Here is a 20795-nt window from a genome sequence, read left to right on the forward strand (position 1 = left end):
ACGCACCTGGCGGCCAATGTCCGGTCAAACGGTCAGCCGACCTCGATATTGGTCACTCCGACTGTGGCGCCGACGACGAAGTTGCCCTGCCGGACCACGTTCGGGTGCGCCGCGCACTGAGGCTGGTTGGTGATGTAGAAGGCGTAGCTGCCGACCCCACCCAGGTCGGAGTAGTTCCCGGTGAAGACGTTGCCGCAGCCGTAGCCCTGGCCGTACTGCTCGTGGGTCTCGTATCCGTTGGCGAAGACCGATCCCGGCGTGGCGCTGTAGCTGCCGCGGTTGCCGGTGATCTCGTAGAAGCTGCCCTTGATGTCGAGCCAGCTGTCCGCCGAGTTCTCGCCGCTCAGGCCGCGCCCGTCGAAGACGTTGCCGATGACCGAGCCGGAGACCGTCCCCTCCTTGATGTCGATGTGCTCGGCCGCGATCCCTGGGCCGAACCGGTTGCCGATCACCCGGACGCGGTCGCTCCGGTCGGGCGTGCCCGCGCCCGCCTCGCCGTAACAGCGCCAGTTGCCGAACGCCGAGCCGATGTAGACGCCCTCACCGATCCCGGGCTTCTCGACGCCGGTGTCGTAGATCCGGGAGCCGATGATCGCGCTGTCGGTGGTGGACGCCCGGAAGTGGACGCCCTCCTCCTGGATGTCGTAGACGGTGACCCCACTGATGATCACGTCGGTCGAGCGGTCGACCACGATGCCCTTCTTGGAGTGGGCGATCGTGATCCCCTGGACCCGCCAGTGGCTGGCGCCGTACAGCCAGAGACCGTACGCCGAGTGCGCCCCGGGAGCGGGACAGGGCAGCGACGTCTGTTCGAACCAGTCGTTGACCAGCACCGCCTTCGCGGAGCCGCGCAGGGTGATGGGGGCCTCGGCGGTGCCCGGCACCGTGGCGACCGTCTCACCCCGGTACTCCCCGTCGGCGAGCTGGATGACGTCGCCGGGCTGCGCCGTCCGCACCGCCTCCGCGAGCTCGGCCGAGGTGGCGACCGGGACAAGACGGGACGGCCTGGCCTGGGCGGCGGCCGGGACCGCGGCGGCGACCAGGACGGCCGCGGTCATGAAGCTCACGGCTAAGCCGCCCAACCGGGGGAAACGGCGCATGATAAAACCCCTCACTATTCACATGTATGAATGACAGTCAGGATGCTGAACAGCCGTAAATGTAAGAATGCTTAACGAAAGTGTCAAGGGATCCGCGGCGGCCACGGCTCCCGCGCCGGGGCGGCACCTCCGCCAGAGGGATCGCCCCAGGTCAGGCATAGGCTGCTGTAGACACCCAGTTCTGTCACCCGACGGAGGTGAGACAGAATGGACGATTTCCGGGTTTCCATAGCACTGCGCCACCCGTTCGCGATCATCGCGGTGGCCGGAGAGCTCGACATCGCCACCATCGACCAGTTCCGGACACAGGTGGAGGCGCTACTCGCCCAGGAGATCCCACGGCTGGTGTTCGACCTGTCCCGGCTCCGCTTCATCGACAGCGGCGGGATGCAGGTCATCTTCGAGGCCTACCACCATCTGGGGCGGGGCGACCATGTCTCCGTCTGCGGGCTGACGCCCATCGTGCGGAAGGTGTTCGACGTCCTCGGACTGGCCGGCCAGATCGCCATCTACCCCACCTGCGAGGACGCCCTCTCTCACCCGGTCCAGGGGTGATTCGATCGCGGGCGGCGAGCTGGCAGCGCCCTATTACCCGTAATGACCGGAAGATCTGCTACCCGGACATATCGGTCTCACACCTCGATGTAGCCGATTTCGCCTTGCCCGGGCCTCTGTCCCGTCTATCGTGAGGTGCATACCACCGCACGACGCCCCCGGGGAGACCTGTGTCCGATCAACATTGGCCTGCACGGATCCGTTCCGAGTTCGCCCAGTGGGTCCTCGACCTGCGCGCCCAGCATCCCGGGATCGGCGCCTCCCTCGACCAGCACGCCGCCGCCGTACGGCAGGCAATCCGGGCACTGGGCGAGCGCGTCAGCCCGGTGTCGCTGCTCGCCTACCTGATCGGCTACTGGGACGGCGCCCACGAGAAGGGGTGGCGGGCGCCGCAGCCGGGACAGCCCCTCGACTTCGCCGCCCTCCGGCTGAGCGCGGTCTGCCTCATGCTCGAGTCCGTCCCCGCTGCCTGACTTCCGTCCGCCGACGCGGGAAGGGGCACCCGCTAAAGCGGGCGCCCCTTGTCCATCTCTGCTCAGACCTGCGTAGACGACGGCGGCTCCTGCGGCGGCGTCGGCCAGGACGACGTCGCGCGCGGGTCCGGCTCGCCGGTGGCCGGGGCCGAGGGCGCCGTGGCGGTCACCCGCGGCACCCGCGCGGTCTCCATGGCGTCGGCGCGCCCGCGGTCGTAGGCCGCCGCCTGGGTGCGGATGGCGTCGGTCTCGGCCTCGGCCCGGTCCAGCCACCGCGCCCAGCGCTGCTGCATCGGCCGGACGAGACCACCGCCAACGCCCACGATGAGGATGCCGGCGACCGCCGCGAGGAAGGCGATCAGCACCGGCGTGGTCACCGTGGTCGCCACCTCGATCTGGTTGAGGGCGGCGATGACGCCCAGGCCGATGATGAAGACCGAGGCGACAGTGGCCAGCGTCCGGCCGTACGGCAGGCCGCCGAGGGCGCCGCTGATGACGTCCTTGACGGCGCGCGCGATGGCCGTGGCCACCACGATGATGACGATCGCGACGGCCGCCTTCGGCAGCCACGCCACCACACCTGCGAGCAGGGTGCTGACCGGGTTCGGCCCGAAGACCGAGAACGCGATCTGCAGCGTGATCAGCAGGACGGCGTAGTAGATGAGCTTCGCGATCAGGTCGGAGGCGTCATAGCGGCTGTGCTGGAGCGTGCGCCCGATGCCGCCGCGTTCGACCCAGCGGTCGAACCCGACCCGTTCGAGGATGGCGTTGACCGCCTTCAGCAGCGCTTTGGCGACCAGCCATCCCACAACGAGGATGACGACGAATGCGAGGAATTTGGGGACGAAGGTGACGACCGACGACCAAGCGTCGGCCACCCCTCTGCCCCAATCGACCGGAGCGGCCATAGGGGGTGGTCCTCCTCGGTTGGTTCTTCCACCGGCCCGCCGGCTGGCGGCGGCGTTCTCCGACCCGGCTACCCGATCGATCGAATTCCATACCCGAATCCTTTTCAGCGGCATATCGGCGGATGCGCATAATCGCAGGCCAGTTACGGAAAGCCCGCTGACCGAAAAGTTTCAAATCGCTTGATGTCGCGGGCCAAGTAGACATGCGAAGACCGTGCGGCGGGTGCCGCCGGCTCCCGATCCTCCTCCGTGCGGTGGTCCTACCTATCGATCCGGCTGTGCCGTACGAACGACTGGGGGCAGGCCTCGCGGACCCGGCAGGACAGGCCGGATGAGCCGCACAGACCCCGCAGGGAGAAGTGATGCCGGTCATTCTCGGCCAAAGAACCGCGAACCATGCGCGGTGACGGTCTGGACGAAGGGTCTTGACCGGAGTCGTCGGCGTTGTAATCATCGGATCTCTGTACTGGCAGACTTGCTGCCGCTCATCCCCCGGTCAGCTCTCTGAGAGACGATGTCCATGCGATTTGCCCTGCGATTTGCCATGCGATTTGCCATGCGATTCGGACTGCGACGCCGTGCCCGGCGCCTAACATCGCATCCCCGGCCGCGCGGATGGCGCGCGCTGGGCGCCGCCCTGGCCGCGTCGGCGATCCTCACCGGAGCCCTGCCCGCCACGGCCGAGGTTGAGCATCCCCGGCAGCAGTGGCTGCGCAACTCCACGGCGGGCCTGTTCCTGCACTGGGGCATGTTCACCGCGCCGAAACACCTCGACTGCGCGCAGTGGGAGCATGACGTCACCGAGGGCGGATGGACCCCGGACTACTGGGTCGACGAGGCCAACAAGCTCGGCGCGTCGTACATCGTGCTGGCGACCTTCCACAGCCGCCTGGGCTACGCCCGGCCGTGGCCGTCCAAGATCCCGGGGAGCTGCTCCACGAAGCGCGACTTCCTCGGGGAGCTGGTGCAGGCCGGAAAGGCCAAGGGCGTCCACGTCATCCTGTACATGACCGACGACCCCCAGTGGCACAACGAGCAGGGCATCGAGACCCTCGACTCGGCCGCCTACTCGGCGTACAAGGGCAAGCAGGTCGATCTGACCACCCGCCCCGGCTTCGGCATGTTCAGCTATGACCTGTTCTTCGAGGTGATGGAGAACTACCCCGACCTGTCGGGGTTCTGGATCGACAACGACAACGAGTACTGGGAGCAGAACCACCTCTACGAGCAGATCCGCGAGAAGCGGCCGTCCTGGTTGCTGAGCAACAACAACGAGGACACCCCGATCATGGACACGGTCAGCAACGAGCAGAAGACCGGCATGACGCCGTCCTATGACTACCCGCAGGCCGCGTTCACGCCGCTGCCCCGGCTCACCGAGGCCGACTACAAGCTGCCCACCGTCGGCGACTGGTGGTACAGCGGCGGCGACTCACCCGTGGACTTCCGCCTCAGCACCGGCCGCTACGTCACCAACGCGGGCTCGTCCATGAAGTCGCTGATGGCCGAGACGCCGATGGTGAACGGCAAGTTCCCCCCGAGCCAGGAGAAGTTCAACGCGTTCATGGCCGGGTGGGTGCCGCCGATCAAGTCCTCGCTCCAGGGCACCGAGGGCGGCGGCTACATGTACGGCGGCATGCAGCCGGGCTTCTGGAACGACGGCGCCCACGGGGTCGTCACCGTCGAGCCGGGCGCCAAGACGCAGTACGTCCACGTGGTGACCCCGCCGACCACCAACCTGGTCCGACTGCGCGACAACGGTTACCAGGTGACGGGGGTGACCGACCTGCGGACGGGCGAGCGCATGCGGTTCAGCCAGTCCGGCGGATACCTGACCATCCTCGACATCACCAAGTGGGACACCTACGACACGGTCTTCAAGGTCGAGACCGCCGGCCAGCGGGGCTTCCTGACCGGCCTCAAGGCCACGGCGTCGGCCTCTCGTGAAGGCCACCCGGCGGGCAACCTGGTCGACGGGAGCTTCGAGAACTACTGGGACAGCGACGCGACCCTGCCGGTCTCGGTCACCCTCGACCTCGGCAGGCCGAAGACGGCGACGTTCCTCGCGGTCAACCAGCACGAGTGGTCGCCGACGTACGCGCGGGACACGTTCGGCCGGCCCGAGGACTCCGCCCGCATCAAGGACTACCGCGTCTACGTCAGCGACGACGGCAGGCACTGGGGGCAGCCCGTCCGCTCCGGCGCGATGCGGAGCGCGCGGGGCGTCCAATTCGTCGACATCGGGCGGCAGCACGCGCGCTACATCCGGCTGGAGGTCCTGAACACCTGGGCCGGTCAGCAGGCTCCGATCTTCTACAAGCAGCTCCAGATCGACGAGATCAAGGCCGGTTACGACTACCCGGTGTCGCCGGGCACCGCGGTGCCGCTGGAGGCCGAGTCGTGGCGGAACGCCCGCGACGGCCGGGTCCACCCCGACCGGTGCGCGGCCTGCTCCGGCACGCAGCAGGTCACCGGGTTCGGCGGCGGGACCCGCAACGCGCTGACCTACCGCGATGTGACGGTCGCGCAGGCCGGTGACTACCGGCTCCAGCTCGACTACACCGCCGCCGCGGACACCTCGCTGTCGGTGAGCGTCAACGGCGCCGCGCCGGTCGACGTGGCGGTCGCGGGGGGCAACCCGGACGTCCCCGCCTCCACGGCGATCCCCGTACCGCTGCGCGCGGGCGCCAACACGATCACGGTCTTCAGCACGGCGGCCCGGGGGCCGGGGCTCGACCGCATCGCGGTCGCGCCGCTCCCGCCGGCATCGTACGTGCCGAAGACGACGTTGACCGTCGACCCGGCGGGGTTGCAGTGGGTCAGCGCCGGCCAGCAGTCGCTCAAGGTGTCGGCGACCCTGCGGCTCGACGCCGACGACACGATCGACCAGGTCAAGCTGGCCCCTGTGGTCCCGGCGGGCTGGACGGTCGACGGCCCGGCCGTGACGGCGGCCTCCCTGCGGCTCGGGCAGACGCTGTCGGGCTCGTGGACCGTCACCTCGCCGCCCGGCCAGAACGTCACCTCGACCGACATCCCGATCACGGCGTCGTTCCAGACGCTCGGCCGGCCCGCCCAGGTCACCAAGCAGCTCGGCGTACGACCGCGGCCGGCCGACCGGGTGTTCATGCGGGAGGCCGAGGACTCGCGCAACAAGATCGGCAGTGCGGGCCTCACCAGCTGCGGCAAGTGCTCGGGCGGCCAGAAGGTCCGCAACATCGGCGGCAGCCCGGACGCCTACGTGCTGTTCGAGAACGTCGCCGTGGACACCGCCGGTCAGTACACGCTGTACATCGACTACACCGTCAACGGCCCCAGGTCGTATTTCGTCAGCGTCAACGGCGGCGCCCCGGTCGAGGTGAAGGTGGACGGCCAGGGCAACGCCACCCCGCAGACGGCGTCCATCCCGGTGACGCTCACGGCGGGCGCCAACACCGTGAAGATCTACAACAACGCGGAGGGGGCCCCCGACCTCGACCGGTTGTCGATCGGACAGGCCACGGGCTGACAAGGCACGGGCTGACGGAGACCGGAGCTACCGGGACGGCGTGATCGTCGTCCCGGTTTCCGGCAGAACGGCCGTCGCGCCGCCCGGCGATCCGATCGCGGCGGCCTGCCCCCACCGTCGCCGTGATCATGCAGGGTTTCCCGGGAAGCCCGGGGACGTGCGGTTCCCCGGGTCGTGATCATGCATGGACTCCGCCGTACGCGGTCTGATCAGCACCGAAACAGTTTGCGATCATGCAGTGTCTGTCCGTCGGGCGCACTCTCGTCATGCATGATCGCGCCGCGCAAAGCGCCAGGTTCGACGATGCCTGCGGGAACACGTGCATGATCACGTCGCAGAAAGCGCCAGGTAGGACGGTGCCTGCGGGAACACGTGCATGATCACGCGGCAAGGTTGGGCCGGAAGGGGCCCACACCTTCTTCCCTGAATCCGGGCCCGGCCGCTTCTTCGGTCATCCGACGCAATCCCGCAGCTCTCAGTCGGATGACGGATGTGTCCGATTCGGGCGAAGACCTACCGTGATCTCTCGTTGGCGCCGCCCGGAGCGGCGCGTCTCCCCCACCTCGGCCTGCACGGCCGGACGAGAGGAACCCATGTCAACCGGAACTCTTCGCCCCATCGCGACGCGGTGGAAGCGCCTTGTCCCGATCGCCGCGGCCGCCGTGCTGACGTTCGCGATGGCGGGCGCCGCCTCCACGGCGCACGCGGCCACGGGCAAGATCGAGGCCACGGGCAAGACCAGGGCGAGGGCCGCGAAACCGACGATCGTGTTCGTGCACGGCGCCTTCGCCGACTCGAGCGGCTGGAACGCGGAGGTCGCCAAACTGCGGAGCCTCGGCTATCCGGTGATCGCCGCGCCGAACCCGCTGCGCGGCCTGACCGGCGACGCCGACTACGTCCGCTCGATCCTGCAGACCCTCAGCGGCCCGATCGTGCTGGTCGGGCACTCCTACGGCGGCGCGGTGATCACCAACGCGGCTCGCGGCGTGGCCAACGTCAAGGCGCTCGTCTACGTCGGCGCCTTCATCCCCGACAAGGACGAGACCGTCGGCAATGTGCTGGACCCGCAGAAGTACCCCGGCTCTCTGATCGGACCCGACACGACGATCGGCCGGCCGTTCCCGAACGCCGCCGCGCCGAACGGCGTGGACGTCGACGTCTACATCAAGCCCGAGAGCTTCCGGCCGGTCTTCGCCGGTGACGTGGCGGCGGGCACGGCTGCCCTGATGGCCGCGACCCAGCGGCCGCTGGCGCTCAGCGCCAACAACGACCCGTCCGGTGAGCCCGCGTGGAAGACGCTGCCGAGCTGGGATCTGATCACGCTCGCCGACAACGCCATCCCTCCGGCCGGTCAGCGGTTCATGGCGGAGCGCGCGCACGCCCATATCCGGACCGTGGACTCCTCGCACGCCGTGATGGTGTCGCACCCTGGAGCTGTGGTCGGGATCGTGCTCGACGCCGTCAGCCACGTCAGCTGAACCGGCGCAGACTGGCGATCCACACCGGGGGCCGGGCCGCACGACGGTCCGGCCCCCCGGGCGCACCCGAAAGGAAGGACCAACGATGGATCTCGGACTGAGCGGCAGGGTGGCGGTCGTCACCGGAGCGAGCAGAGGAATCGGCCTCGCGGTCGTGCGGGCGCTGGCCGCCGAAGGCGTACAGGTGGTCGCCGGGGCGCGCGGCGGCTCCCCCGAGCTGGACGAGCTGGTGAAAGCGGGCCAGGTGCGGCTCGTCCAGGTCGACCTCACCGAGGACTCCGGTCCCGACCGGCTCGTACGGCAGGCAGGTGACCGGATCGACATCCTCGTCAACAACGTGGGCGGCGCGCCCGCCCGCACCGGCGGGTTCCTCGATGTCACGGACGCGCAGTGGCAGGCGACGATCGACCTCAACCTGATGCCGGCCGTACGGACCACGCGGAGCGTCCTGCCGGTGATGCTGGCCGCGGGCCGGGGCTCGATCGTGAACATCGGGTCGGTCAACGCGACGCTGCCGGACCCAGCGGTGATCGACTACAGCGCCGCCAAGGCGGCCTTGGTCAACTTCTCCAAGGCGCTGTCCAAGGAGGTCGGCCCCAAGGGCATCAGGGTCAACACCGTAAGCCCGGGCCCGGTCGCGACCGCCCTGTGGCTGGGCGCGGGCGGGGTCGCGGACACGGTGGCCCGGGCGACGGGGATGAAGCCCGAGGACGTCGTCGGCCAGGCGGCGCACAGCTCGGTGACCGGACGCTTCTCGCAGCCGGACGAGATCGCCGACATCGTCCTGCTGCTCGCGAGCGACCGGTCGGCCAACGTCACGGGCGCCGACTTCACCATCGACGGGGGTCTCATCCCCACGTGGTGACGGTCCTTACTGACCCGTTCGCGCTACGCCCGCCATATGGCGGCGAGCCCCGGGTAGGGCGCCGGGCCTCCTACCAGCCACTGCTTGGACGCCCCGGCAGGTAGGAGGCCAGTTCAGAGCAGGGTACGGCGAGGGGGCCCAACGGCGGAGGGGCCCAACGGCGGGGGCGGGAGCGCCGCACCGCCCCGTGCCGCCGATGACGGTTTCGGAATCAGTCGGTTGACTGAAGCAGACGCGACGACTGTCCCGGCACGCTTGTTTTCAGAGATAATGTTCCCCAGCGAAACGGGCCACCACCATGACCAGCGCACCGACTCCCGTCGTCTTCATCCACGGCCTGTGGCTGCACGCCAGCTCCTGGGCGCCGTGGGTCGACCTGTTCGAGGCCGAGGGCTACCAGCCGATCGCGCCGGGCTGGCCGGGCGTCGCCGATTCCGTCGAGGCCGCCCGCGCCGACCCGGACGACATCGCCGACAAGGGCATCGACGACGTGGCCGGCCACTACGCGGCGATCATCGACAGGCTGCCGCGGCAGCCGATCCTGATCGGCCACTCCTTCGGCGGCATGATCGCCGAGAAGCTGCTCGGCATGAACTACGGGGCCGCCGCGATCGCCATCGACGCGGCGCAGATCAAGGGCGTGCTGCCGCTGCCCCTGTCGTCTCTGAAGTCGACCCTGCCGGTGTTCAGCAACCCGGCGAACAAGCACCGCGCGGTGTCCCTCACCGCCGAGCAGTTCCGCTACAGCTTCGGCAACGCGGTCAGCCCCGAGGAGTCCGACGCCCTCTACGAGCGCTGGACGATCCCGGCGCCGGGCAGACCGCTGTTCGAGGCCGCGGCGGCGAACTTCTCCCTCCACTCGCCGGCGAAGGTCGACACCGGCAATAGCGAGCGCGGGCCGCTGCTGCTGATCATGGGCGGCCAGGACCACACGGTTCCGGAGGCCATCACGAAGTCGACGCTGAAGCAGTACCGCCACTCCACGGCGGTCACGGACCTCGTCGAGTTTGAAGACCGCGGCCACTCGCTCACGATCGACAGCGGATGGCGGGCGGTCGCGGACACCTGCCTCGACTGGCTGCGGAAGCAGGGACTTTAAAAGCATTCACCGATCAAGCGAGGAGGTTTGTCGATGGACACGATGATGGCGCTGCGAGCACATACCCGGGGCGGCCCGGAGCAGCTGGTATACGAGACCGCCCCCGTCCCGGTCCCGGGGCCGGGCGAGGTGCTCGTGGCCGTCCACGCGGCGGCGATCACCTTCACCGAGCTCCTGTGGGACAAGTCGTGGACCGATGAGCAGGGCGCGGACCGGACGCCGGTCATCCCTTCGCACGAGGTTTCCGGAGTCGTGGCCGCGCAGGGTGAGGGGGTCACGGACTTCGCCGTCGGCGACGAGGTCTACGGGCTGATCGAGTTCACCCGCGACGGCGGGGCCGCCGAGTACGTGACCGTTCCGGTGGACGCCCTGGCGCACAAGCCCCGCACGGTGTCGCACGTGGAGGCGGCCGCGCTGCCGCTCGCCGCGCTCACCGCCTGGCAGGCGCTCGCCGACCACGCCCGCCTCACGTCCGGTGAGAAGGTGCTCGTGCACGGCGGGGCCGGCGGGGTGGGCGTGTACGCCGTACAGGTGGCCGCGAGCCTCGGGGCCCAGGTCGTCGCCACCGACCTACCCGTGCACGCCGGCATGGTGAAGGAGCTCGGGGCCGAGCGCTTCATCGACGTCACCACCGAGGCGTTCGACGAGACCACCTCCGGGCTGGACGTGGTCCTCGACACCGTCGGCGGCGCGACCCTGGAGCGCTCCTTCGGCGTCCTGCGCCGGGGCGGCCGCCTGGTCACGCTCGGCGCCCCGCCGCCCGCCGAGCTGGCCGACAAGCACGACGTCAACGCGATGTTCTTCGTCGTACGGCCCGACCGCCCCGAGCTGGCCCACATCGCCACGATGGTGGACGGCGGCCTGCTGCGGCCGGTCGTCAGCCAGACGTTCCCCCTCGCCGAGGGCCGGAACGCCTTCCTGAGCGGCAAGCAGCCGCACCCGCCCGGCAAGACCATCCTCGTCGTCCGCTGAGCGCGCCTGGTTTGGCCCCATTCAACATGGTCTGAGACCATTTCTGGGTGGGCGCGGGGCCTACCCTCTACGGACGAGAGCGGGAAACGCGCCTCCTCGACCGGTTACTGGACGGAGTCCACGGGCAAGGCGGCGCGCTGGTGCGGCCGTCTCGGCCCGCTGGCGCGGGGCGCTCGTCCTGCGGGCGAGCAGCGCGTGGCATCTCGGGAACCTGAGCGTCGCCAGGCAGGCGGCGCAGGAGGGCCGCCGGCTCGCGGAGGAGACGGCCCGGAGATCGGGCAGCGGCTCTTCCTGTCGCACCGCACCGTCGGGTCGCATCTCTACCGCATCTTCCCGAAGCTGGGCATCACGTCGCGGTCGCAACTGTGGGGAGTGGTGAGAGACACACCGGATTAATTGGAATCCAAGACTCCAATTTGTTAGCGTCATGGTGTGCGACTAACGAAGTTCACCGACCTGTCCCTGCGCGTCACCATGCGCCTGGCGGTCACGGAGCAGGGGACGACCCTCACCACCCGGCAGGTGGCCGAGGCGATGGCCATCCCCTACACGCACACGGCCAAGGCGATCGCCCGGCTCCAGCACCTCGGCGTGGTGGAGGCCCACCGGGGGCGCGGCGGCGGCCTGGCACTGACCGGTTTCGGCCGCTCGGCGTCACTCGGATGGCTCGTCCGCGAACTGGAAGGCGAAGAGGAGGTCGTCGCCTGCGAGGGTGAGACCCCCTGCCCGCTACGGGCCGCCTGCCGCCTGCGCGGCGCGCTACGCCAGGCCCAGCAGGCCTTCTACGCCTCCCTCGACCGGCTCACGGTGAACGACCTCGTCGCCTCGCCGGCCGGGCCGGTGCTGCTCGGCCTCAGCTGATCGGAGGCACATGGCGAGTCATCACTCGCGGGATTAAATATGAAGATCACATGTTGATTTGGAGGAACCATGCTCTCCCAGGAATCGAGCGCGATCGTCCGCGCGACCCTGCCCGTGGTCGGCGCCGCCATCGAGGACATCACCGCGCGCTTCTACGGCTCGATGTTCGCCGACAACCCGGAGTTGTTGCGCAACCTGTTCAACCGGGGCAACCAGGCCAACGGTGAGCAGCGCAGCGCGCTGGCGGGCTCGATCGCCGCCTTCGCCGCCATCCTGGTGGAGCGCCCGGACGACCGGCCGGACACGATGCTCGCCCGGATCGCGAACAAGCACGTCTCACTCGGCATCACCCCCGACCAGTACGACCTGGTCCACAAGTACCTCTTCGCCGCGATCGCCGAAGTCCTCGGCGACGCCGTCACCCCCGAGGTCGCGGCGGCCTGGGACGAGGTCTACTGGCTGATGGCGAACGCGCTGATCGCCCTGGAGGCCGAGATCGGCCGCGACTCGCACGTGGGGTGGCTCCAGGCGACGGTGGTAGAGCGGCGGAACGTGACGCCGGACGCGGTCTCCTTCACCCTGCGGCCGGGGCTGCCCCTGTCCTTCAAGCCCGGCCAGTACGTCAGCGTGGCCGTCACCCTGCCCGACGGCGCCCGCCAGATCCGGCAGTACAGCCTGTCCTGCGCCCCCGAGCGGCAGGACTGGCGGATAACCGTCAAACGGGTGCGCGGCGGCGCCGCCCCGGACGGCGAGGTGTCGAACTGGCTGCACGCGAACGTCCTTCCCGGCGACATGCTGACGATCTCGGCTCCCTTCGGTGACCTGACGCTGCCTCCGGGGGACACTCCGCTGTTCCTCGCCTCGGCCGGGATCGGCGCCACGCCCATCCTGTCGATGGTCGACCACCTGGCGACCACCGAGTCCACGCGACAGGTGACCGTCATCCACGCCGACCGCGCCCCGGCCGACCACCCTCACCGGGAGGAGCTCAGGCGCCTCGTCGACGGCCTGCCCGGCGCCACCCTGCACCGGTGGTACGAGGAGGCGCCCGGCTGTGCCTGCGACCCGGCGCCCAACGTCGGCCAGGTCGACCTCGCGCGGGTCGAGCTGCCGGAGCGGGTGGTCGCCTACCTCTGCGGGCCGGTGCCGTTCATGCGGAGCGTCCGCTCCCAGTTGCTCCGGCGCGGGGTGCCCGCCTCGGACATCCACTACGAGGTGTTCGGACCCGACCTCTGGCTCGGCCAGGACTGAGACCGATCAGCGTCCCAGTGTTCAGCGGCGCAGTGTTCAGCGGCGCAGGGCCCACTCGACGCCGGGGCAGCGGTCCATGACGACGTCGAGGCCGGCGTCCAGCGCTCGCTGGGCGGCGGCCTCGTCGACGACGTCCAGGGGCAGCCATACGGCTTTCGCCCCGGCGGCGATGGCCTCGTCGACCACCTCACCGGCGAACTCCGATCTCCGGTAGACGCCGACCACGTCCACCGGGCCCGGCACCTCCGCGAGGGTCGCGTAACCCCGTTCCCCGAGGACGGTCTCAGCCGACGGGTGCACCGGCACGATCCTCTTGCCGCGTCCCTGAAGCAGCCGGGCCTGGTCGTAGACGGTCCGGGTGGGGTTGTCGGCCAGGCCCACGAACGCCCAGGTGCGCGACTCCTCGAGCAGCCGCTTGATGACATTGCGATCCGCGAAGCGATCTCCCATGCCTCGTTGCAACACCGCGAGGCTCTCGCGTCATCCATGGCGACACGGGTTCCTCCAGCTACGGGAGGCCCCCACCGGCTACGGCACGCCCGCAGACGTCGCGGTACTCCACCTCGCGAAGGTATCGCCTCCACTCCTGCCGGCTCAGCGGTTGCCCGGCCCGGTCGCAGACGACCGAGGCGGCGCGCTCGCCGTCGAGGACGTGTGCCCGGACCACGCCCTCCGGCGTCGCGCTGTAGAGCGTCCGGCCGTCCGGGCCGAACGCCAGCGCCGCGTCCTGCCCGAATCCCCCCTCGCTCCGGCCGCCGGAGGTCTGCCCGTCGAACACGGCCCCCAGCGGGAGAGGCGGGTCGGCGGCCATGTCCCACAGCCGGATGACGTCACCGGCCTCGTAGGAGGCGACCATGCGTCCATCCGGAGACCAGACGAGGGCGGAGATTCCGCCGTCACCGGCGAAAGGCGGCCCGGCGCTCCCCCTGAACCGGGAATCCCACAGGGACAGCCCCGCGCCACCGATCACCACGCGTGCGCCGTCGGGGCTGAAGGAGTAGGGCCCGGACGCGAGGCTCCCGGACCCGCTGGGCCGCGGCATCCGCGCCGCCTTCACCGGATCGACCAGTGTCAGCTCGGGGGCGAAGCCCGCGACCAGGAGCTTCCCGTCCGGCCGGTACGCCATGGCCGCCGATCCGGTCACCCCCTTCACCGTTCTCACCGTTGCGCCGTCCACGGTCCACAGTTCGAGGGGGAGTTCGGTCCCCAGTGCCGTGGGCGCCACGGCGAGGCCGGTGCCGTCGGGGCTGAAAGCCAGGCCGTCGACCCCCTGCGCCTCCCGGTTCGAGACCGGAAAGGAGCCGATCGTCTTCCCCGTCGCCGTCTCGACCACGGACACCGCGACGCGGGGCACGGCGTAGCCGTCCGGAAGGGTTCCCCCGACGGCCAGCCTGCTCCCGTCCCCGCTGAAGGCGAGCGCGGGACGTTGCCACGCGGAGCCGTCCAGCTTGATGGGTCGACCGACGCCTCGCGCGGCGCGCACGTCCCACAGCCGCACCTCACCGGCGCCGTAGAGGGCGAGCATCCGGCCACCCGGTCCCAACCGGGCGATGCCGTCCGGGGATCCGGGCAGCGCGGGCCGGTCGAGCAGGCTCTTCACATCCACCGTGAAGACCGTGCCGGCGTCCGTCAGGATCCGCACGGCGCGGTCCGCCTCGTCGAAGCGGAGGTCCTCCACGGGCGCACCCAGATCGCGCTGGAGGACGACCTGCCCGTCCGCGAGGCGCAGGACGATCAGGTGCCTGTCCCGCGAGAGCGCGAGGAACCGGCCGTGGTAGCCGAAGGCGATATCGTCCCACACCGGCCCGGCGCCGTCTCCGCTCAGCGCCGTTCCCGACGGCACGCCCCTCAGCCACAGCCTCAGCCCGTGCAGGGAAGGGATGTTCTCCGTGACGGCGAGTGCCCGCCCGTCCTCGCTGAACTCGGCGTCCTTGATGTTCTTCTTCGCGGGCAGCCAGCCGGCCCGGAGCCGCCGCCCCGATCTCAGATCCCACAGCTCGGCCCGGCCGCCTCCCGTGGAGAACACGACGCCCAGCGTCCCGTCGGCGTTGACCGCGTCGGCACCGGCGCCCGACCCGGCGCGGATCAGTTCGCGGCGGCCGACGTCCCACCACCGCGCGGCGACGCTCCCCTCAGGGATCGAGAGACGCCGCCCGCCGGGGTCGAACGACAACACGCCGAGGTTGCCGCGGAAGGCTCCTCCCGCGAAGCCACCTCCCAGCGCCGTGCCCGCGGCGGCGTCCCACAACCGCACAGCGTGATCGTCCTGGAGTGCCAGGACACGTCCGTCCGGACTGAGGGCGGCCTTCACCACCTTCTCCCCTACTCCGGAGAACCGGCGAAGCCTCCGGTGTCCCGGCACGTCCCACAATGTGACCACCCCGGAGCGGACGGCCACGAGCGTCCGGCCGTCCCGGCTCGTCGCGTACGTGGTGTCGCTGGACACGTCCGGGTCGGTGAACGAGTCCGTCTCGCTCTGCGCCATCGAGTCGTACAGCGCGCCGAGCGACTCGGGGAGCGCCGGAGCGAGCCGCCACGCGGCCACGCTCATCAGCATGGCGATCCGGGGGCTGCTCTCGCGGAGGTCGGCGGCGCGCAGTGCGAGCGAGCGAGCGGTCGCGTCGTCACGCTCCCGGTCGGTGATCCGGCGCTGGTACTCGGCCAGCCCGAGCCCCGCGAGAGCCGCGACCAGCAGGACGGAGAGGGCCGCCGCCAGCATGCCGCGACGCCGCGACCGGCGCCTCATCAGCGTGGACGCCGCGTCGAGGAAGTCCCGCTCCAGCCGGATCAGTGTGATGTCCCGCCGCTCACCGGCGGCCCATTGGAGCGTCCTGTCGAGATCCGAACCCTGGAGCAGGTCGGCGGGCTTGCGTCCGTGGCGATCCCAGGACCGTGCCGCCTGGGTGAGCCGCCGGTGGATCGGCAGGCCCTGACGGTTGTCCGCCACCCAGTTCCGCAGCCGGGGCCAGGCTCGGATCAGAGCGGGATGGGCCGGTGTGAATCCGGAGCCGGACTCGGCGATGAGCCCGGCCGAGCCGTACACGGCCAGGAGCGAGGCGGCCGCCTCGCTCCCCGGCTCGTCCAGCAGCTCATCACGGGAGACCCGCCTGATCGTCTCTTCACCGTCCTCGGTGGCGGTGACCATCCGCAGAAAGACCTCGGGCGCGGCGGCGCGTTCGCTCTCGGAGAGCTGCTCGTAGATCCCCTCCGCGATCGCGCCCAGGTCGGGCTCGGTGTCGCCGCCCGCGCCGGGACGCCGTCCCCCCGCTGCCGCGCTGACTCCCTCCGCGAGCAGCAGGTCGCCGTCCGGGCCTCCGAGGAGTCCCCGCAGGACGGCCCGGGCGGGCGGACGCGCGGCGGGATCCTGCGAGAGCGCGCTCGCCACCAGGCCCCTGAGCGGGTCGGGCACGCCGCTGAGGTCGGGCCGGAAGCCCATGACATGGGTCACGACCGCGAACGGTTCCCGGCCGGGGACGGGGTCGTGCCCGAGCGCGGCGAACAACACGACCAGCCCCCAGGCCCAGATATCGGCGGCAGCCGCCACGCCACGACCGGCGAGGGCCTCCGGAGCCATGTAGTTGGGCGTGCCCATGAGGGGCCCCGTCGTGGTCCCCGGCAGCCCCGGTTCCCGTGCCACCCCGAAGTCGATCACTCGCGGCCCGTCGGGACCGAGGATGATGTTGTCCGGTTTCAGGTCGCGGTGCACGACGCCCACCTGGTGAATGGCGGTCAGCGCCGTGGCGACCCCGATGGCGAGCCGCCGCAGCATGTCCCCTTCGTACGGCCCCGCCTCTCCGATCACCTCCCGCAGGCTCGGTCCGGGGACGTACTCGCTGACGATGAAAGGCTCCGGGACGTCGGTTCTCGCCTCGATCACCCGAGCCGTGCAGAACGACGCCACCCGCCTCGCCGCCGCGGCCTCCTTGGTGAGCCTGGCCCGCGAGGCGGGATCGTCCAGCCGGGGCACCTTGACCGCGACGCGTTCGCCCGCCTCGCCGTACGCCTCGTAGACCACGCCCTGCCCGCCCGCGCCGAGCCGGCCCGCCAGCCAGTAGCCGCCCAGCCTGTGCGGATCCGAGGGGGTGAGCGGCGACAGGGCCACCGGATCCTCCCGTGATATGAATGCTTGGCACTTTTCCGCGATTCTTGCTGCACATCAAGGAATCCGTCATGGAATTTCGGATCATGGGTGCGCTCGAGGTGCGGGACGGCACGCGCGACCACACCCCGACCGCCCCCAAGCATCGAGATCTTCTGGCGGTCTTCCTGCTCAGCCCACGGCGGCCGATGACCCTCGCGCTGCTGCGCCGGTCACTGTGGCCGGGCGAGGACGGCGAGCGGTCGGACTCCCTCGTCCGCGGATACGTGGGCCGGCTCCGGCAGCTGATCGGCGAGGACGTCATCACGACGGTGTCCGGGACCTACACCTTGTCCGTCGACGAGGACCTGATCGACGTGCACCGCTTCAGGCGGCTCGTCGCGGAGGGACTGGGGGCGGCGCGGGCGGGGCGGGACGAACAGGCGCACGAGCGGCTGCGTGCGGCGCTCGGCCTGTGGCGCGGCCCGGCGCTCGAGGACGTCGACCCGGACGGGCACCGATGGAGGGAGACCCGCCGTCTGCGCGAGGAGCTGGAGGAGCTCCGCCTCCTGGCGGTCGAGCGCCGAATCGACCTGGATCTCAAGGCGGGCCGCCATCGGGAGGTCCTGGCCGAGCTCCGCCGGCTCGCCGAGCTGCATCCTCTGTGGCAGCGGTTCAGGGGGCAGTACATGCTGGCGCTCTACCGCAGCGGGCGGCGCGCCGACGCGCTCGACGCGTACGCCGGCCTGCGGGACGCGCTCAGCGACGGGCACGCCATCGATCCCGATCCGGAGCTGCAGCTTCTGCACCACCGGTTGCTCCACGACGACGTCTCACTGCACGTGTCGGCGGGTCCCCCCGTGCTGGTGCCGTACGACGTGGCCGATTTCACCGGCAGGGACGACCTGGTGGGCCTCCTGGACGGGCTGATGCCCGATCAAGGGGAGCCGGCCAGAATCGTGATCCACGGCCAGGCGGGAGTGGGCAAGTCGGCGCTCGCCGTACACGCCGCCTGGCGTCACCGCGAGCGGTTCCCCGACGGGATCCTCTACGCGGACCTGCGCAGCGACCGGGGTGAGCCGCTGGAACCGGCCGGGGTCCTGGAGGACTTCCTGCGCTGGCTGGGCTGCCCGGCCCAGGCGATGCCCGCGACCGTCGAGCAGCGGGAGAGGCTCCTGCGGGCCTACACGGCCAACCGGCGGGTGCTCGTCCTGCTCGACAACGCCTCGGACGAGGGCCAGGTTCGGCCGCTGCTGACCTCCTGCCTGACGCTCGTCACAAGCCGGTCCGCACTGGGCGGCCTCACCGACGCGCAACGGCTGCCCGTGGGCGTGCTCGCCGAGGACGACGCGGTGGATCTTCTCATCCGGCTGATCGGCAAGGAGCGGGCGACCGCGGATCGTTCCGCCACCCGCCGGCTCGCACGGTTCTGCGGCGGCCTGCCCATCGCGCTGCGCGTCGCCGGATCTCGCCTGGCGGCCCGCCCCGGGTGGACGGTCGACTATCTGGTCGGCCTCCTGGAGGACGAGCATCGGCGTCTCGACCTGCTGCATTCCGGCGACCAGACCGTCCGCAGCGTGTACGCCGTCGGCTACGAAGGACTGCCGGAGAGCGGGCGGCGCATGCTGCGCCTCCTGGGCGCGCTGTCGGCCCCCGACTTCGCCAACTGGGTGGCCGCGCACTTCGGGGAGGAGGCGGAGACCCTCGTGGAGGCGGGCCTGCTGGAGACCCACGTGGTGGACGTCGCCGGCCAGGTCCGTTACCGGCTCCATGACCTGACCCGCCTGTACGCGCGCGAGCGGTTGCTCGCCGAGACGGGCGCGGACGGGGTCCATCAGGCCCTCACGCGTCTGTCGCCCCTGGTCATGGCGATGGTTTGCGCCTCGCGGTTCTCCCCGGGCTCCGGCGCCGGGACTGGGACTGGGACTGGAGCTGGGACTGGGGCTGGAGCTGGGACTGGGGCTGGCGCGTTCCTGTCCACGACGGACATCCGCGACTCGGTGAACTGGCTGATCGCGGAACGCGCCTTCCTGGTCAGCCTGATCGGAGACCTGCACGGGGCCGCGCTCTGGGACGACGCCTGGCGGCTCGCCCACCTGCTGACGCCGTTCTTCGAACGCCACCGTTTCCTCGGCGATTGGCGGCGCGCGGGTGAGCTGGCCCTGGACGCGGCACGCCGGGCGGAGGACACCCGCGGCGAGGCGCTCGTCCTGCGGGATCTGGGCGACCTGAGCCGGGCCGAACGGCGGTGGGACCTCGCCCACGACCGGCTCAGGCACGCCCTCGCCATGTTCCTGCGGTCGGGCGGCGTCCGCGACGCGGCGCACACGAGGCGCAGGCTGGGCCAGGTGCACCTGGAACAGGGCCGGCTGGCCGAGGCCGAGCGCGACCTCACCGCCTGCCTCGCCTGGTCCGGCGACCGCTCCGACGCGACCGGCGCCGCGGACGCGCGCCTGGCTCTGGGGACGGTGCTGCACCGCGCGGGCCGCCTCGAAGAAGCGGCCGCGCAGCTCGATGCGGCGGCGGCCGTCCTCTCCGACATCGGCGACCGGCACAAGCGGGCCGACGCTCTGCTCGCGCTCTCCGCGGTGCGCCTGTCCCAGCGGCTGGTCCCCGAGGGGAGGGACGCGGCTCAGGAGGCGAGAAGCATCGCGGCCCGCCTCGGCGACCGGCTTCTGGACGCTCACGCGCTGGTCGCCCTGGCCGAGGTGAACCTCGCGGACGGCATGCCACTGCGTGCCGTACAGCTCGCCGAGGAGGCGCTGGAGATCTTCGAGAGCGCGGCCGATGAGCAGGGCCGGACGAGGACGATCGACGTGCTCGCCAGGGCCCGACGAGCGGGCCTCTAGGCTCGGCGGGTCGCTCGGTGGACCCCTAAGCGAATCCTCAACATTTCCTCAACACCCGCCCGTCTACCTTCCCCTCAGACAGCAGCACGAGAGAAAGGAAGACGACGATGACCGCAGCTCCGAACCTCCATGGCGAGGCCGGCCAGGCCGGCCGGTCGCGGGCACTTCGCCGGAACCGAGGGCTGATCGCCCGCGCCTCCGTCGCGGCCGCCGTGGGAGCCACCTCGCTGCTCCTGCTCACCGGCGGAGCGGCCTCCGCGGCGACCGCCCAGGCGCGCAGCCCCCTTCCCGGGTGCGTCCACTGGAAGCTGAACGACAGCGGCTTCACCGACCACCTCAAGGTGACCAACGGGTGCGGGAGTGGTCACTGGTTCAAGGTGATCCTGGCGCACGGCAAGGACTTCAAGTGCACCTACTACGCCGCCGGCCAGACCTACTACTGGTCCTGGCCGTGGCCGCGCAAGTTCTCCGCCCTGCACAACTGCTGAGCCGGGGCCGGAAGACGGTCGCGAGATCCGAGGCGCTGGAACACCGGCGGAGGGCACGGTGTTCCAGCGCCTCAGACCAACTAGCCGCGGCTGCCGCCGAGGGTCTTCTTCCAATGGAAGCCACCGGGGAGGTTCACCGTGACGGTGCGCCGGCCGTCGGCGGCCTTCGTCACGCGGAACCCACGGCCGCCGTAGCTGTGCCCGACACCGGCCCGCGAAAGGTTGAGCCTGAACGGCCCCATCTTGATCGACTTACGGTAACTCCAGCCCATGTGACCCTCCGTGGTTCTCAGTGCACGGCAGCTACCCCGGA

The 20795-nt window shown here is 70.6% G+C and carries 17 protein-coding genes; 12 read left to right on the plus strand and 5 right to left on the minus strand.

Annotated elements, in window-relative coordinates:
- Positions 1-32 precede the first annotated feature (32 nt).
- Positions 33-1058, minus strand: a complete 1026-nt coding sequence (locus N5079_RS30900; protein WP_261587703.1) for a right-handed parallel beta-helix repeat-containing protein — start codon at positions 1056-1058, stop codon at positions 33-35.
- 249 nt (positions 1059-1307) lie between these two features.
- Between N5079_RS30900 and N5079_RS30905 the strand changes: the two genes are divergently transcribed.
- A complete protein-coding gene (locus tag N5079_RS30905) occupies positions 1308-1655 on the plus strand; it encodes an STAS domain-containing protein (RefSeq protein ID WP_261587704.1) in 348 nt (115 codons plus the stop codon).
- Between the two features lie 170 nt (positions 1656-1825).
- On the plus strand, positions 1826-2128 hold the full coding sequence (locus N5079_RS30910; RefSeq protein ID WP_261587705.1) for a DUF6401 family natural product biosynthesis protein: 303 nt from the start codon (positions 1826-1828) through the stop codon (positions 2126-2128).
- Positions 2129-2190: 62 nt separating this feature from the next.
- On the opposite strand, the gene N5079_RS30915 is transcribed toward N5079_RS30910, so the two are convergent.
- Positions 2191-3036 carry a mechanosensitive ion channel family protein gene (locus tag N5079_RS30915; protein ID WP_261587706.1) on the minus strand — a complete coding sequence of 282 codons (846 nt, stop codon included), beginning with the start codon at positions 3034-3036 and terminating at the stop codon, positions 2191-2193.
- 556 nt (positions 3037-3592) lie between these two features.
- On the opposite strand from N5079_RS30915, the gene N5079_RS30920 reads away from it, so the two are divergent.
- From N5079_RS30920 to N5079_RS30955, 8 genes are all read left to right on the plus strand, one after another.
- Positions 3593-6541 carry a CBM35 domain-containing protein gene (locus N5079_RS30920; RefSeq protein WP_261587707.1) on the plus strand — a complete coding sequence of 983 codons (2949 nt, stop codon included), beginning with the start codon at positions 3593-3595 and terminating at the stop codon, positions 6539-6541.
- 593 nt (positions 6542-7134) lie between these two features.
- Positions 7135-8019 carry an alpha/beta fold hydrolase gene (locus tag N5079_RS30925; RefSeq protein WP_261587708.1) on the plus strand — a complete coding sequence of 295 codons (885 nt, stop codon included), beginning with the start codon at positions 7135-7137 and terminating at the stop codon, positions 8017-8019.
- A gap of 85 nt (positions 8020-8104) precedes the next feature.
- Positions 8105-8884, plus strand: coding sequence for an oxidoreductase (locus tag N5079_RS30930; protein WP_261587709.1), 780 nt, complete (start codon positions 8105-8107; stop codon positions 8882-8884).
- A 298-nt stretch (positions 8885-9182) separates the two neighbouring features.
- Complete coding sequence (locus N5079_RS30935) at positions 9183-9983, plus strand: alpha/beta hydrolase (protein WP_261587710.1); 801 nt, start codon at positions 9183-9185, stop codon at positions 9981-9983.
- 33 nt (positions 9984-10016) lie between these two features.
- On the plus strand, positions 10017-10955 hold the full coding sequence (locus N5079_RS30940) for an NADP-dependent oxidoreductase (protein WP_261587711.1): 939 nt from the start codon (positions 10017-10019) through the stop codon (positions 10953-10955).
- 195 nt (positions 10956-11150) lie between these two features.
- On the plus strand, positions 11151-11351 hold the full coding sequence (locus tag N5079_RS30945) for a response regulator transcription factor (RefSeq protein WP_261587712.1): 201 nt from the start codon (positions 11151-11153) through the stop codon (positions 11349-11351).
- A gap of 36 nt (positions 11352-11387) precedes the next feature.
- Positions 11388-11816, plus strand: a complete 429-nt coding sequence (locus N5079_RS30950; protein WP_261587713.1) for an RrF2 family transcriptional regulator — start codon at positions 11388-11390, stop codon at positions 11814-11816.
- Between the two features lie 69 nt (positions 11817-11885).
- Positions 11886-13067, plus strand: coding sequence for a globin domain-containing protein (locus N5079_RS30955; RefSeq protein WP_261587714.1), 1182 nt, complete (start codon positions 11886-11888; stop codon positions 13065-13067).
- Between the two features lie 36 nt (positions 13068-13103).
- Here N5079_RS30955 and N5079_RS30960 read toward each other — a convergent pair whose 3' ends face one another.
- Positions 13104-13517 (minus strand): CoA-binding protein, encoded by a 414-nt coding sequence (locus N5079_RS30960; RefSeq protein ID WP_261587715.1) that lies wholly within the window; start codon positions 13515-13517, stop codon positions 13104-13106.
- 58 nt (positions 13518-13575) lie between these two features.
- A complete protein-coding gene (locus tag N5079_RS30965; RefSeq protein ID WP_261587716.1) occupies positions 13576-17169 on the minus strand; it encodes a WD40 repeat domain-containing serine/threonine protein kinase in 3594 nt (1197 codons plus the stop codon).
- A gap of 68 nt (positions 17170-17237) precedes the next feature.
- Between N5079_RS30965 and N5079_RS30970 the strand changes: the two genes are divergently transcribed.
- Together N5079_RS30970 and N5079_RS30975 are read left to right on the plus strand one after the other, a co-directional pair.
- Positions 17238-19994, plus strand: a complete 2757-nt coding sequence (locus tag N5079_RS30970) for an AfsR/SARP family transcriptional regulator (protein WP_261587717.1) — start codon at positions 17238-17240, stop codon at positions 19992-19994.
- A 107-nt stretch (positions 19995-20101) separates the two neighbouring features.
- On the plus strand, positions 20102-20482 hold the full coding sequence (locus tag N5079_RS30975) for a hypothetical protein (protein WP_261587718.1): 381 nt from the start codon (positions 20102-20104) through the stop codon (positions 20480-20482).
- 80 nt (positions 20483-20562) lie between these two features.
- On the opposite strand, the gene N5079_RS30980 is transcribed toward N5079_RS30975, so the two are convergent.
- A complete protein-coding gene (locus N5079_RS30980) occupies positions 20563-20754 on the minus strand; it encodes a DUF4236 domain-containing protein (protein ID WP_261587719.1) in 192 nt (63 codons plus the stop codon).
- Positions 20755-20795: the final 41 nt, after the last annotated feature.

This window comes from Planotetraspora sp. A-T 1434, from assembly GCF_025420585.1.
GTDB lineage: Bacteria > Actinomycetota > Actinomycetes > Streptosporangiales > Streptosporangiaceae > JAOEGB01.

Coding starts and splice junctions, on each gene's coding strand:
- N5079_RS30900 (WP_261587703.1), bottom strand. CDS start 1,058: ATGACCGCGGCCGTCCTGGTCGCCGCCGCGGTCCCGGCCGCCGCCCAG.
- N5079_RS30905 (WP_261587704.1), top strand. CDS start 1,308: ATGGACGATTTCCGGGTTTCCATAGCACTGCGCCACCCGTTCGCGATC.
- N5079_RS30915 (WP_261587706.1), bottom strand. CDS start 3,036: ATGGCCGCTCCGGTCGATTGGGGCAGAGGGGTGGCCGACGCTTGGTCG.
- N5079_RS30920 (WP_261587707.1), top strand. CDS start 3,593: ATGCGATTCGGACTGCGACGCCGTGCCCGGCGCCTAACATCGCATCCC.
- N5079_RS30925 (WP_261587708.1), top strand. CDS start 7,135: ATGTCAACCGGAACTCTTCGCCCCATCGCGACGCGGTGGAAGCGCCTT.
- N5079_RS30930 (WP_261587709.1), top strand. CDS start 8,105: ATGGATCTCGGACTGAGCGGCAGGGTGGCGGTCGTCACCGGAGCGAGC.
- N5079_RS30935 (WP_261587710.1), top strand. CDS start 9,183: ATGACCAGCGCACCGACTCCCGTCGTCTTCATCCACGGCCTGTGGCTG.
- N5079_RS30940 (WP_261587711.1), top strand. CDS start 10,017: ATGGACACGATGATGGCGCTGCGAGCACATACCCGGGGCGGCCCGGAG.
- N5079_RS30955 (WP_261587714.1), top strand. CDS start 11,886: ATGCTCTCCCAGGAATCGAGCGCGATCGTCCGCGCGACCCTGCCCGTG.
- N5079_RS30960 (WP_261587715.1), bottom strand. CDS start 13,517: ATGGGAGATCGCTTCGCGGATCGCAATGTCATCAAGCGGCTGCTCGAG.
- N5079_RS30970 (WP_261587717.1), top strand. CDS start 17,238: ATGGAATTTCGGATCATGGGTGCGCTCGAGGTGCGGGACGGCACGCGC.
- N5079_RS30975 (WP_261587718.1), top strand. CDS start 20,102: ATGACCGCAGCTCCGAACCTCCATGGCGAGGCCGGCCAGGCCGGCCGG.
- N5079_RS30980 (WP_261587719.1), bottom strand. CDS start 20,754: ATGGGCTGGAGTTACCGTAAGTCGATCAAGATGGGGCCGTTCAGGCTC.